Origin of the sequence: Citrobacter sp. Cf118 (genome assembly GCF_030334095.1) — a bacterium.
In the GTDB taxonomy this organism is placed as follows: domain Bacteria; phylum Pseudomonadota; class Gammaproteobacteria; order Enterobacterales; family Enterobacteriaceae; genus Citrobacter; species Citrobacter freundii.
In genome coordinates, this window is record NZ_JAOWES010000088.1 from 197,811 (window position 1) to 211,487 (window position 13,677).

The 13,677-nt window shown below is 53.8% G+C and carries 9 protein-coding genes; 6 read left to right on the forward strand and 3 right to left on the reverse strand.

Annotated elements, in window-relative coordinates:
• Positions 1-122: 122 nt before the first annotated feature.
• Together sbcC and sbcD are read right to left on the reverse strand one after the other, a co-directional pair.
• Positions 123-3,266 carry an exonuclease subunit SbcC gene (gene sbcC, locus OGX67_RS21100; RefSeq protein ID WP_257651701.1) on the reverse strand — a complete coding sequence of 1,048 codons (3,144 nt, stop codon included), beginning with the start codon at positions 3,264-3,266 and terminating at the stop codon, positions 123-125.
• Positions 3,263-4,465: an exonuclease subunit SbcD gene (gene sbcD, locus OGX67_RS21105; protein ID WP_257651700.1), complete on the reverse strand. Its 1,203-nt coding sequence runs from the start codon at positions 4,463-4,465 to the stop codon at positions 3,263-3,265. Before sbcD ends, sbcC begins: the two co-directional genes overlap by 4 nt.
• Positions 4,466-4,655: 190 nt before the next feature.
• Between sbcD and phoB the strand changes: the two genes are divergently transcribed.
• The 5 genes from phoB to malZ all read left to right on the forward strand — a co-directional run bounded on the left by phoB (position 4,656) and on the right by malZ (position 11,827).
• Complete coding sequence (gene phoB / locus OGX67_RS21110) at positions 4,656-5,345, forward strand: phosphate response regulator transcription factor PhoB (protein ID WP_003021496.1); 690 nt, start codon at positions 4,656-4,658, stop codon at positions 5,343-5,345.
• 50 nt (positions 5,346-5,395) lie between these two features.
• Positions 5,396-6,691: a phosphate regulon sensor histidine kinase PhoR gene (gene phoR / locus OGX67_RS21115; protein WP_003021498.1), complete on the forward strand. Its 1,296-nt coding sequence runs from the start codon at positions 5,396-5,398 to the stop codon at positions 6,689-6,691.
• A 405-nt stretch (positions 6,692-7,096) separates the two neighbouring features.
• Positions 7,097-8,416 carry a branched-chain amino acid transporter carrier protein BrnQ gene (brnQ, locus tag OGX67_RS21120; protein ID WP_003021501.1) on the forward strand — a complete coding sequence of 440 codons (1,320 nt, stop codon included), beginning with the start codon at positions 7,097-7,099 and terminating at the stop codon, positions 8,414-8,416.
• An 81-nt stretch (positions 8,417-8,497) separates the two neighbouring features.
• Positions 8,498-9,871, forward strand: a complete 1,374-nt coding sequence (gene proY / locus OGX67_RS21125) for a proline-specific permease ProY (protein ID WP_032948680.1) — start codon at positions 8,498-8,500, stop codon at positions 9,869-9,871.
• A gap of 138 nt (positions 9,872-10,009) precedes the next feature.
• Positions 10,010-11,827, forward strand: coding sequence for a maltodextrin glucosidase (malZ, locus tag OGX67_RS21130; RefSeq protein ID WP_210943513.1), 1,818 nt, complete (start codon positions 10,010-10,012; stop codon positions 11,825-11,827).
• Here malZ and OGX67_RS21135 read toward each other — a convergent pair.
• Positions 11,821-12,723, reverse strand: a complete 903-nt coding sequence (locus OGX67_RS21135) for a LysR family transcriptional regulator (RefSeq protein ID WP_268043401.1) — start codon at positions 12,721-12,723, stop codon at positions 11,821-11,823. The two genes, malZ and OGX67_RS21135, sit on opposite strands and share 7 nt — an antisense overlap.
• Positions 12,724-12,996: 273 nt before the next feature.
• Here OGX67_RS21135 and OGX67_RS21140 point away from each other — a divergent pair, with 273 nt between their 5' ends.
• On the forward strand, positions 12,997-13,638 hold the full coding sequence (locus OGX67_RS21140; RefSeq protein ID WP_003021513.1) for a hydrolase: 642 nt from the start codon (positions 12,997-12,999) through the stop codon (positions 13,636-13,638).
• Positions 13,639-13,677 lie beyond the last annotated feature (39 nt).

Here is a 13,677-nt window from a genome sequence, read left to right on the forward strand (position 1 = left end):
TTGCGGATAAGTGAAGTGGAATGCCATTTCATATCCGTCCCTGAGTATGCAATATTGTGCTACCTGGCGTGCCGGATAGCGTTAGTGCTTATCCGGCCTGTGACACCACATCCGCTGGCCGATTACTCCACCGCAAACATTTTGTCGAGTTTGCTGTAGCCCAGACCGTTGATTTTTTTCACCTTGATCTGCACCGGAATGCGCTCTTTCATCGCTTCAACGTGGCTGATGACGCCAATGGTTTTACCGGTGGCGTTGAGCGCATCAAGAGCGTCCAGGGCGGTATCCAGCGTTTCACTGTCCAGCGTGCCGAAACCTTCGTCGAGGAACAGGGAGTCAATTCGCGTTTTGTGGCTGACCAGATCGGATAATGCCAGCGCCAGCGCCAGACTCACGAGGAAGCTCTCGCCGCCGGAAAGCGTACGCGTATCACGTACGGCATCGGCCTGCCAGGTATCAACCACTTCCAGCTCTAACGCTTCGCTGGCCTTGCGCTGCAACAAATAGCGACCGTGCAGACGGGTTAACTGGTTGTTGGCAAGCCAGACGAGGTTATCCAGCGTCAGCCCCTGGGCAAATTTGCGGAACTTATCTCCCTCTTTCGAGCCGATCAGCGCATTCAAATACCCCCAGTCTTCGACCTGCTGCGCGACTTTTTCAATCTCCTGCATCAGCGCCTGCTGCTGCTGGCGGTTTTCAGCATCTTGTTTGAGCTGCTGGCGAATTTCGCCCTGACGAGTAGTGTTATCGCGTAGCAGTTGGGTGAGCTGCGCCAGCGCGTCGTGCAGATGCTGCGCCGTCAGCGTGAGATCCACTTCTGTTGGTTGCTGCTGTTGATGAGCCGCCAGTGCCTGCTGGGCCTGATTAACCAGCGTTTGCGCCTGCTGTCGCTGGCCTTCCAGTGATTGCTTCAACTGCTCCAGGCGATTAAAGGTCTCTTCGTCCAGCAGGGCGGCAATAAAGGCGTCGCGATCGGCAAAGATGCTGGCCTTTAATGCGGCATCAAACTGCGCCTGGATTTCCGCGGCGCGCTGAACGTCCTGCGCCTCCTGCTGTTGCAAGGTTTGCCACTGTCCCTGTAAAGAGAGGCAATCGTCGTGCACCTGACGCCAGTTTTCCAGCGACAAATCCTCAATGTTTTCAGAAAGCGCCTCGGTTTCAGGCAGCGTTTCCAGCAGCGGCGCAAGCTGGGCAATCCGGGCCTGTAACTCGGTCAGTTCATTCTGACGCTGTTGCCACATTCGTGCTTCGTTCGCCCGTTCGCTTAGCCATGAGGCGACGTCATCCTCAGGCGGAAGGGCCAGACCATAACGGGAAAGCTCGGCGGTTAGCGTCGCCTGGCGCTGGTCAATATGCAACTGGAGCTGGGTAATCTGCTCGGTATGCGCGGTGATTTGCGCCTGCAAGGTATGACGCAGGCTCAACTGGTGAAGCTGTTGTTCGTGCTCTTCCTGAGCGGCCAGCCACGGGGCAATGTCATCCTGCGGTTGCAGCGTGACGTTGAGGCTGGCGGTGACGGTCAGCCATTCTTGAGTAAGTGCTTGCTCCTCCTGAGAAAGCGTCTGTGCTTCGCGTTCATCCCGCTGAAGTTGCTGGGTTATCGCCTCAAGCTGGCCGCGTAACGTTGAACCCTCATCGGCCAGCGTTTTGACCTCTTTTTCCAGTGCCTCACGCCGCGTCTGATTCACGCTCAGTTCGAGCGTTTGATAGCGTTCAATCGCCGGATGTGCGGTGGAGCCGCATAGCGGGCAAGGCATGCCGGATTGCAACAATGCCCGTTGGCTTTCCAGATCTTTGATGCGGGCTTCTTGCTCGCAAATGACTCTCACATCAGTAAGTTGCTGATTTTTATCTTTATAGCGCTGACGTTTTTCGGCAAGCACCGCGTTGCGCTGGGTCAACTCTTGTTGACGCTGTACAAGCGTGGCGCGTAACTGTGCCAGTTGTTTTTGCTTCGGGGTGATTTGCCCGTGTAAATTGCTCAGCCGCTGGCGTAACGGACGAAGCTGCACATGTTGCGCCAGCGCATCCGTTACCTCCTGCGGCGAAAGGGTCAGCGCGGGAAGCGTTAGTGCATTGAGCTTACGCGTGTCGTTCTCTCGCAGCTGCTGCCATTGGCGTAGCTGGGTGCTGGCGTCGGACTGTTGAGCCAGCAGCGCTTTCCATCCTGCCAGTTCGCTACTCCATAAGCGGAAGCGATCATGCTCATTAAGCCAGTCGGTTAACGTCTGTTGTTCGGCTAGCATCAAGGTCGACTGCATTTGCGCCTGCTGACGAATACGCCCGCGCAGCGTTAAGCTGCTTTGTAAGCGAGCATTCACTTCCTGAATCTTCTGGCGCGTACGCTCGATGGTAGCCGTTTGTTCCTGAATTCGCTCCCAGTGCGGGCGTAACGCCCTGGCCGGCAGTGCCAGACTCAGTGCCGCCAACTGCGGCTGCGCGTCTTCTTGCGCCTGAAGCGCTGCCTGTAATGCCTGCTGGTGGCGGTTTATATCCGTTTGTAGCTCATTTTGCCGAATGAGCCAGTTGAGGTGCTGTTGCTGGGTTTGTTGGCTGGTAAGGTATTGTTTTTCTTCGTCAGTAAGTACCTGCAAACTTTCTGTCAGAGATTGCACCTGCTCTGGCGCTAACAGCGCCACGCCGCTGGCCTGGGCCTGCAGTTTTTCCAGCTCCGTACGCGCTGATTTGTGCTTTTCAAACACCATGGCGGAGATTTGACCGTAGATCTCAGTACCGGTTAACTCTTCGAGCAGCTCGGCGCGCTCTTTTGGTTTGGCATTGAGAAATGCGGCAAACTGGCCCTGAGAGAGCAGCATGGAACGGGTAAAACGACCGTAATCCAGCCCGGTAAGCTCGGCGGTCATCTCCAGCTTGTCTTTGACTTTATCGGCGAGGATTTTACCGTCGGCGCAGCGGGCCAGCTCTACGCGCGGGACTTGCAGGTTGCCCTCAGGCTGGTTGCGTGCCCGGTTCTGGCTCCAGAATGCGCGGTAGGCTTCGCCCCGCACCTCAAATTCCACCTCGGCCAGACACTCCGCTGTGTCGCGGGTCATCAGGTCGTTTTGCGACTGTGACACAGTATTCAGGCGCGGCGTTTCGTGGTACAGCGCAAGGCAAATTGCGTCCAGCAGGGTGGTTTTCCCCGCGCCTGTGGGCCCGGTGATGGCGAACAGCCCGTTGCTGGCAAAAGGTTCTGCCGTGAAATCGACTTTCCATTCTCCCTTCAGGGAGTTGAGGTTTTTCAGGCGCAGGCTGAGAATTTTCATGCTTCAGCCTCCCCGGCAAGCGTCTGTACGGTTGCGCTAAACAGCTGATTAAGCCGCTCGCGTTGCGGTTCTTCGAGTTCTTCCAGTGCCAGGCGGCGGTCAAAAACCTCCGCCACGCTCAGCTCGCTTAATGTTTCACGACGTTCATTGGCCATAATGCGTTCGCGCTGTTCGCGACTGCGGCGCACCAATAACACCTCTACCGGTAAATCTTCGGTCAAGGCCTTGATTTTACGCTGCATATCATGCAGATAGTTATCGGTGGTAATTTCAATATCCAGCCACACCGGCGGCTCTTGCTGTACGTTGCGCCACTGCTCAAGCTGGGCGGTAATGGCGGCTAGATCGCCTTTCAGTACCGCAAGCTGCTGGGTTACCGGTACGGTGAGATTCTCGACGGCGTTGAGTTTCCCTGCTTCAAAGCTCACCAGATGTACGCATTTGTTTTTGCCGCACTCGTCAAAACTGAGAGCGATCGGCGAGCCGCAGTAGCGAATATGCTCCGTGCCACCGATAACCTGCGCCCGGTGAATATGGCCCAGCGCGATGTAGTCCGCCGGAGGGAAGTTTTGTGCAGGGAAGGCGTCCAGCGTACCGATATAAATGTCACGGACGGCGTCACTTTTACTGGCGCCGACGGTGGTCAAATGCCCGGTCGCTATGATGGGCAGATTCTGATCACCACGCAGCGTGCAGGCATCCTGATACTGCTGCTGGTAATAGTCGGTGATGGCTGACAGCAAATGTTGCTGTTTTTCTTGCCCGGTTAGCCCGGCCTGGCTGGTAATGATGTCGCGTGGACGTAAAAAAGGAACCGGGCACAGAATCGCCCCCGGCGTGCCGTCACGTTGCGGCAGAATCTGCGGCGCATGACCGGCGCTGGCAACGACCGTGGTGTTGAGAAATGCCAGAATATCGCGGGATTCATTGAGTGTGGCGACGGAGTCGTGGTTGCCTGCCAGCACCACCAGATGACAGCCGGTTTGCTGTAAATTAACGACAAAACGGTTATACAGCTCACGGGCGTAGCTTGGCGGTGAGCCGGTATCGAAAATATCACCCGCCACAATAATGGCATCCACCTGATGGGATTGTGCCGTTTCCAGCAGCCAGTCGAGAAAGGCCTGATGTTCAGCGGCGCGGCTCTTGCTGTAGAAATTTTGGCCCAGATGCCAGTCAGACGTGTGAAGGATGCGCATAAGAGTTCCATGACGATAAAACAGTGGTGGGGATTATAACCTTTCAAGGACGGTAATATCTTGTCTCCGGGCTGTCATAATTCGCCGGGCTGCGTTAAACCTGGGCTATCTTTTCATAAATCTGTCATAAAACTGACGCATAATGGCACCGTATTGATGGCAAACGATTTAATTATAAACAGGGCAAATCATGGCGAGACGTATTCTGGTCGTAGAAGATGAAGCTCCAATTCGTGAAATGGTCTGCTTCGTGCTCGAGCAAAACGGTTTTCAACCCGTAGAAGCCGAAGACTATGACAGTGCTGTGAACCAACTCAATGAACCCTGGCCGGATCTCGTCCTGCTTGACTGGATGCTTCCCGGCGGCTCGGGTCTGCAATTTATTAAACATCTCAAGCGCGAAGCCATGACGCGGGATATCCCCGTGATGATGCTGACGGCGAGAGGTGAAGAGGAAGACCGCGTCCGGGGTCTGGAAACCGGTGCGGATGATTATATTACCAAGCCGTTTTCTCCCAAGGAGCTGGTGGCGCGTATTAAAGCGGTTCTGCGTCGTATTTCACCGATGGCGGTGGAAGAGGTTATTGAGATGCAGGGGCTAAGCCTTGATCCGACCTCGCATCGCGTGATGACCGGCGAGGATCCGCTGGATATGGGGCCGACTGAATTCAAACTGTTGCACTTCTTTATGACCCACCCTGAGCGCGTCTACAGCCGGGAACAACTCCTCAATCATGTCTGGGGAACCAATGTCTACGTGGAAGACCGGACAGTGGATGTGCATATCCGCCGCTTACGTAAAGCGCTGGAGCACAGCGGACACGATCGAATGGTGCAGACAGTTCGCGGGACGGGATATCGTTTTTCGACCCGCTTCTGACTGACAAGAATCAGGGCCTGATGGATTAGGCCGTTTATGGAGTAAGACGTTTGCTAGAACGATTGTCATGGAAAAGGTTGGTACTGGAGCTGATCCTGTGCTGCATACCGGCATTTATCCTTAGCGCTTTTTTCGGTTACCTGCCCTGGTTTTTACTGGCGTCGGTAACGGGCCTGCTTATCTGGCATTTCTGGAATCTATTACGTTTGTCCTGGTGGCTATGGGTCGACAGAAGCATGACGCCGCCGCCGGGGCGAGGCAGTTGGGAACCGTTGTTATATGGGCTGCATCAAATGCAGCTGCGCAACAAAAAGCGCCGTCGAGAACTGGGTAACCTGATCAAACGTTTTCGCAGCGGGGCGGAATCACTACCCGACGCGGTGGTGTTGACCACCGAAGAAGGCGGTATCTTCTGGTGTAACGGACTGGCTCAGCAGGTTCTGGGACTGCGCTGGCCGGATGATAGCGGGCAAAATATTCTTAACCTGCTGCGATACCCGGAATTCACACAATATCTGAAAACGCGCGACTTTAGCCGGCCTATCAATCTGGTGCTCAATACCGGACGGCATCTGGAAATTCGCGTGATGCCCTACACGGATAAGCAACTGCTGATGGTGGCGCGCGACGTTACCCAGATGCACCAACTGGAAGGTTCACGGCGAAACTTTTTCGCCAACGCCAGCCATGAGCTGCGCACACCGCTGACGGTGCTGCAAGGTTATCTGGAAATGATGCAGGAGCATCCGCTGGAAGGGACAACGCGCGAAAAAGCGCTGCATACCATGCGCGAACAAACGTACCGTATGGAAGGCCTGGTGAAGCAGCTGCTGACGCTGTCAAAAATTGAAGCTGCTCCGACGTTGCAACTGAATGAGAAAGTCGATGTGCCCATGATGCTGCGCGTGATCGAGCACGAAGCGCAAACCCTGAGCCAGCATAAACATACTTTTACCTTTGATGTCGATAACAGCCTGAACGTGCGGGGCAACGAGGAACAGTTGCGTAGCGCTATCTCGAATCTCGTGTACAACGCGGTGAACCACACACCAGCGGGAACGCACATTACCGTACGCTGGCAGCATGTGGTCTCGGGGGCGGAATTTTGTGTGGAAGACAACGGTCCAGGCATTGCCGCCGAGCATATTCCACGTTTGACCGAGCGTTTTTATCGGGTAGATAAGGCGCGATCGCGGCAAACGGGCGGTAGCGGGTTGGGCCTTGCCATCGTGAAACATGCGCTGCATCATCACGACAGCCGTTTGAATATCGAAAGCGAACCAGGCAAAGGGACGCGATTTAGTTTCGTGATCCCGGAACGTTTGATTGCCAAAAGTAACGGTTAAAGCACATTCGTAAGATTATCTTTCCAAAAGCCAGCACAAGCTGGCTTTTTCTATGCGGTCAATATATGACTCCTGAATTTTACGACGTTTGATTGTTTTTTGTTCGAACTATTACCCATACCTTTTTCCATGAAATGGTGTTTTGTGCTAACCCCATTTTTCATATCGTTATATTGTTCTGGTTTTTGGATCCCACCTTGCTTTAAAACGTTATAAGCGTTTAAATTGCGCTCCAGGTGCTGTCATACCGACTGCATTTACGCGGTAAATCGAAAAACTATTCTTCGCCGCGCCAGGTCGGGAGTGTTTCCCGCTGGAATTGAGCAAAAATGCCGCTGTATTGTCCCCCAGGGAAAGGCAAAAATTTACTATTTTCAACACCACATCCACAGGCAGTAAGACTTTATGACCCATCAGTTAAAATCGCGCGATATTATCGCTTTGGGATTTATGACATTTGCACTGTTCGTTGGTGCAGGAAACATCATCTTCCCCCCAATGGTTGGTTTGCAGGCAGGTGAACACGTCTGGACTGCGGCTTTTGGCTTTTTGATTACCGCCGTTGGCCTGCCGGTACTTACCGTTGTCGCGCTGGCGAAAGTCGGTGGTGGTGTGGACCGACTGAGCACACCTATCGGTAAAGTTGCTGGTCTGCTACTGGCGACTGTTTGCTATCTGGCCGTTGGGCCGTTATTTGCTACCCCGCGTACCGCGACGGTCTCTTTCGAAGTCGGGATTGCACCGCTGACCGGTGACTCTGCGCTGCCGCTGTTTATCTATAGCGTTATCTATTTCGCGATTGTGATTCTGGTTTCGCTGTATCCGGGCAAACTGCTGGATACGGTGGGTAATTTCCTGGCGCCGCTGAAAATCCTGGCGCTGGTTGTTCTGTCTGTCGCCGCAATCGTCTGGCCAGCAGGCCCGATCAGTAATGCGATGGAAGCCTACCAAACTGCGGCATTTTCTAATGGCTTCGTGAACGGGTATCTGACCATGGATACGCTGGGCGCGATGGTGTTTGGTATTGTTATCGTTAACGCCGCTCGCTCGCGTGGTGTTACTGAAGCACGTCTGCTGACCCGTTACACCGTTTGGGCGGGTTTAATGGCGGGTGTGGGCTTAACGCTGCTGTATCTCGCGCTGTTCCGTCTGGGTTCAGATAGCGCGATTCTGGTCGATCAGTCTGCTAACGGCGCGGCGATTCTGCATGCGTATGTTCAGCACACCTTTGGCGGTGCAGGAAGCTTCCTGCTGGCGGCGCTGATTTTCATCGCCTGTCTGGTCACCGCGGTTGGCTTGACCTGTGCGTGCGCAGAGTTCTTTGCCCAGTACGTTCCACTGTCTTATCGTACGCTGGTATTTATCCTCGGCGGCTTCTCGATGGTGGTTTCTAACCTGGGTCTGAGCCATCTGATTCAGATCTCTATTCCGGTGCTGACGGCTATCTATCCGCCATGTATCGCACTGGTTGTATTAAGCTTTACCCGCTCATGGTGGCATAATTCTTCCCGCGTCATTGCACCTGCGATGTTTATCAGCCTGATTTTTGGTATCCTTGATGGCATTAAAGCTTCTGCAATTGGCGACGTGTTACCGGCCTGGACCCAGCGTTTACCGCTGGCGGAGCAGGGGCTGGCGTGGTTGATGCCAACAGTCGTGATGGTGGTCCTGGCAGTTATCTGGGATCGCGCCGCGGGTCGACAAGTGACCTCCAGCGCACACTAATATCACTGACAATAAGTTTTAACCACGGGGCTATTAACATGGCCCCGTGGTTTTTTTATTGTGTTAACAGGTTAGGAATCGATGGAAAGTAATAACAAGCTAAAGCGTGGGCTGAGCACCCGGCACATCCGCTTTATGGCATTAGGTTCAGCAATTGGTACCGGGCTGTTCTATGGCTCGGCCGATGCCATCAAAATGGCGGGGCCAAGCGTGTTGCTGGCCTATATTATCGGCGGTGTAGCGGCGTATATTATTATGCGCGCGCTGGGCGAAATGTCTGTTCATAACCCTGCAGCCAGCTCCTTCTCGCGCTATGCGCAGGAAAACCTCGGACCGCTGGCAGGCTATATCACCGGCTGGACCTATTGTTTTGAAATCCTGATTGTCGCCATTGCCGATGTGACTGCCTTTGGTATTTACATGGGCGTCTGGTTCCCGGCCGTACCGCACTGGATTTGGGTACTCAGCGTAGTGCTGATTATCTGCGCCATCAACCTGATGAGCGTGAAGGTGTTTGGCGAGCTGGAGTTCTGGTTCTCGTTCTTCAAAGTCGCCACCATTATCATCATGATTGTCGCTGGTTTCGGTATCATCATTTGGGGGATTGGCAACGGCGGGCAACCGACCGGTATCCATAACTTATGGAGCAACGGTGGCTTCTTCAGCAACGGCTGGCTCGGCATGGTGATGTCGCTGCAAATGGTGATGTTCGCTTACGGCGGGATTGAGATTATCGGGATTACCGCAGGCGAAGCCAAAGACCCGGAAAAATCTATTCCGCGCGCTATCAATTCCGTACCAATGCGTATCCTGGTGTTTTATGTGGGGACGTTGTTCGTCATTATGTCTATCTACCCGTGGAACCAGGTGGGTACCGACGGTAGCCCGTTCGTTATGACGTTCCAGCATATGGGCATTACCTTTGCTGCCGGGATCCTCAACTTTGTGGTTCTGACTGCGTCGCTGTCGGCAATTAACTCTGACGTCTTCGGTGTGGGACGTATGCTACACGGCATGGCGGAACAGGGCAGTGCCCCAAAAATGTTTGCCAAGACGTCGCGTCGTGGCGTGCCGTGGGTTACGGTGATGGTGATGACCATCGCGCTGCTGTTTGCGGTTTATCTTAACTACATCATGCCGGAAAACGTCTTCCTGGTGATCGCCTCTTTGGCAACGTTCGCCACGGTTTGGGTGTGGATTATGATCCTGCTGTCGCAGATTGCTTTCCGTCGTCGTCTGCCGCCAGAAGAGGTCAAAGCGCTGAAATTTAAAGTACCGGGTGGGGTAACGACGACCATTGTTGGCCTGATTTTCCTGGTCTTTATCATCGCGCTTATCGGCTATCATCCGGATACCCGCATTTCGCTGTACGTTGGCTTTGCGTGGATTGTCCTGCTGCTGGTCGGCTGGGGATTCAAGCGCCGTCGCGAGCGCCAACTGGCTGAAGCACAGTAATATTTTTGCCGGGTAGCTTTGCGTTACCCGGCAATTTTCTCCTCCCCCGAACTCCTCCCCCAATAAACGTTAAGATGATGAGTGATCCTGCACTTCGCTATGGCAAGGTGACGTCATTATCATCAAAGGGGATACGTGATGTTGAACGCCTGGCACCTTCCGGTTGCCCCATTTGTTAAGCAAAACAAAGATCAACTGACGATTACATTATGGCTGGCGGGGGAAAATCCACCCCAGCGGGTGATGCTACGCGCAGAAAACGATAACGAAGAGATTTCGCTGGCTATGCACAAGCAGCGCAGCCAGCCGCAGCCGGGTGTGACCGCGTGGCGAGCGGCGATTGATCTCTCCAGCGGGCAGCCTCGTCGACGCTATAGCTTTAAATTACTTTGGCTCGATCGTCAGTTGTGGTTCACCCCACAGGGATTCAGCCGTTTTCCGCCTGCGCGTCTGGAGCAGTTTGCCGTCGATGTGCCGGATAACGGTCCGCAGTGGGTCGCTGACCAGGTCTTTTACCAAATTTTCCCGGACCGTTTTGCCCGCAGCCAGTCGCGTGAAGCGGGCCAGGATAACGTCTATTACCATCACGCGGCCGGGCACGACATCGTGCGGCGCGAATGGGACGAACCGCTTACGGCTCAGGCCGGTGGCTCCACGTTCTATGGCGGTGATTTGGACGGCATCAGCGAAAAGCTACCGTACCTGAAAACGTTAGGGGTCACGGCGCTGTACCTGAATCCTGTGTTTACCGCGCCGAGCGTGCATAAATACGATACCGAAGATTACCGTCATGTTGATCCGCAATTTGGCGGCGACACGGCGCTGCTGCGCCTGCGGCACAACACCCAACAGCAGGGCATGCGCTTGATTCTGGACGGTGTTTTTAACCATAGCGGCGATTCGCACGCCTGGTTTGACCGGCATAGTAGGGGAACGGATGGGGCGTGCCATAACCCAGAATCCCCCTGGCGCGACTGGTATCATTTCTCAGCCGACGGCGTTGCGCTCGACTGGCTGGGGTATTCCAGCCTGCCCAAGCTGGACTTTTCTTCGGAAAGCCTTGTAAATGAAATTTATCGCGGCGAAGACAGTATCGTCCGTCACTGGCTGAAAGCGCCGTGGAGTATGGACGGCTGGCGTCTTGATGTGGTGCACATGCTGGGAGAGGCAGGAGGCGCACGTAACAACCTACAACACGTGGCCGGCATTACGCAGGCGGCTAAAGAAACCCAGCCAGAGGCGTATGTGGTGGGTGAACATTTTGGCGATGCGCGCCAGTGGTTGCAGGCCGACGCGGAAGATGCCGCCATGAACTATCGCGGCTTTACTTTCCCTCTCTGGGGATTCCTCGCCAATACCGATATTTCATACGACCCACAATCCATTGACGCCCAGACCTGTATGGCGTGGATGGATAACTACCGCGCGGGGTTGTCGCATCAACAGCAATTGCGCATGTTTAACCAGCTCGACAGCCACGATACCGCTCGCTTTAAGTCTCTGCTCGGTAAAGACGTCGCACGTTTACCGCTGGCGGTGGTGTGGCTATTTACCTGGCCTGGCGTGCCCTGTATTTACTACGGCGACGAAGTGGGGCTGGATGGCAACAACGATCCGTTTTGCCGCAAACCTTTCCCATGGCAGCCTGAAAAACAGGACGCTAACCTGCTGGCGTTGTACCAGCGGCTGGCAAAATTACGCCACCAGAGCCAGGCGCTACGCCACGGTGGTTGTCAGGTGATTTACGCCGAGGATAACGTGGTGGTGTTTGTACGGGTGCTAAACCGCCAGCGCGTGTTAGTGGCGATTAACCGTGGCCAGGCTTGTGAAGTGGTCCTGCCAGCCTCGCCATTACTGAGCGTGAGTCATTGGCAGCACAAAGAGGGCAAAGGTGTGCTTGCCGACGATATCCTGACGTTGCCGGCGATTTCCGCCTCTGTATGGTCAGGTCATTGATATAAGTGCGCAATCGCCGGGCTTGCCAGCAGCGCGTCTCGCCACCAGCGCTGCGCCAGCCCATCACGGTTATTGCGCCATGCCATATAGGCCACGTCTTTTTGGCGAAATGAGATAACCGTTTTTTCCACCAGCTCGCCCGTAGCAAGCCACGGGCTGGCAATATGACGGGGGAGAAATCCGCAGCCCATGCCGGCTCGCAGTAGCATCACTTTACTGTGGAAGTCATCGACACGGATCTGCGCCTGCTCCTCCATCAGATTGGTTTGTAACGGATGGCAGAAGCGGGCGCTGTCGCTGATAACAATCGCCCGATGCAGGCACAACTGCTCGTTGGTCAGGCCATCAGGTGCTGCGGCCAGCGGATGCTCTGGTGCCACGACAAATACATTGTCCAATGTACCGAGCATTTTGTAGGACCAGGCCGCTGACGTTGGTGGTTCATTAATCGCCCCCAGAATAATATCTGCTCCATTATGGGTCAGCTCCTCCCAGGAACCCGCCAGCGTATGATGGGTAAAACTGAGGCGGGTTTGCTTATTCAGCGCGTTAAATTCATCGATAATGGGTAACAGCGAGGCGAAAGGAAAGGAGTCGTCCAGCGCAATCGCCAGCTCTTTTTCCCAGCCTGAACTCAGCTGTACCGCCTGTTTTTCGAGATCTTTTGCCGCACTTAGCAATAAACGTCCCTTTTCCAGCATCATCTGTCCGGTGTCCGTAAATTTAGCCCGGTGTCCGGAACGGTCAAGCAACTCGATATTCAGGTCGCTTTCCAGCTTTTGAATCATATAGCTGAGTGCTGCAGGCGTTTTAAACAGCGATTCGGCCGCCGCGGCAAATGAACCCTGTTTGTCGAGTGCGTCGAGAATAAGCAAAACATCCAGATTAATGCGCATAAGCAGAAAAGATCCTGAAAATTAAACCCTTCTGTTGTACCGAATGAAGAAAAACAATGCCAGTGAATAAATTAGATGAATCATGCGCATTTTTTTGATGTTGTTTAGGATATATCTCAACACAGAATTAATAGTTTCACAGGATGGTAAGTTTTCTTTAATAACTCGTTAGAAATTTCCCGCTATACTCAACAAGCTTTCTGATTCAGGATCCTGCTGCTGACGGCAGATACAGACCGTTGCCTTTTAACTTATTGATTAAGAAGGTGTGATATGTCTATTCGGGAACTGATTGACCCTCAAAACTCTACGCTTATTTTTATTGATCATCAGCCGCAAATGTCATTTGGTGTAGCGAATATCGATCGCCAGACTTTAAAAAATAATACCGTGGCATTAGCGAAAGCCGGGAAAATATTCAATGTTCCGGTGATTTATACTTCTGTTGAAACGAAAAGTTTTAGCGGATATATCTGGCCAGAATTGTTAGCGGTTCATCCTGATGTAAAACCCATTGAACGCACCTCGATGAACTCCTGGGAAGATGCGGCGTTTGTGAAGGCCGTGGAAGCGACTGGGCGTAAAAAACTGATTATCTCCGCGCTGTGGACCGAAGTATGCCTGACTTTCCCGGCACTGATGGCGCTGGAAGCGGGTTACGAAGTATATGTGGTGACCGACACTTCCGGCGGCACGTCCGTGGATGCCCATGAGCGTTCTATCGACCGCATGGTACAGGCAGGTGCCGTACCTGTAACCTGGCAACAGGTTCTTCTCGAGTACCAGCGCGACTGGTCTCGCAAAGAAACCTACGACGCCGTCATGGATCTGGTACGTGAGCACAGCGGTGCCTACGGTATGGGCGTGGATTATGCCTATACCATGGTGCATGGCGCGCCAGAACGTAAAGCCTAAATACACGCCATCCTTCATGCTGCATCTTTGTTGGCTTCG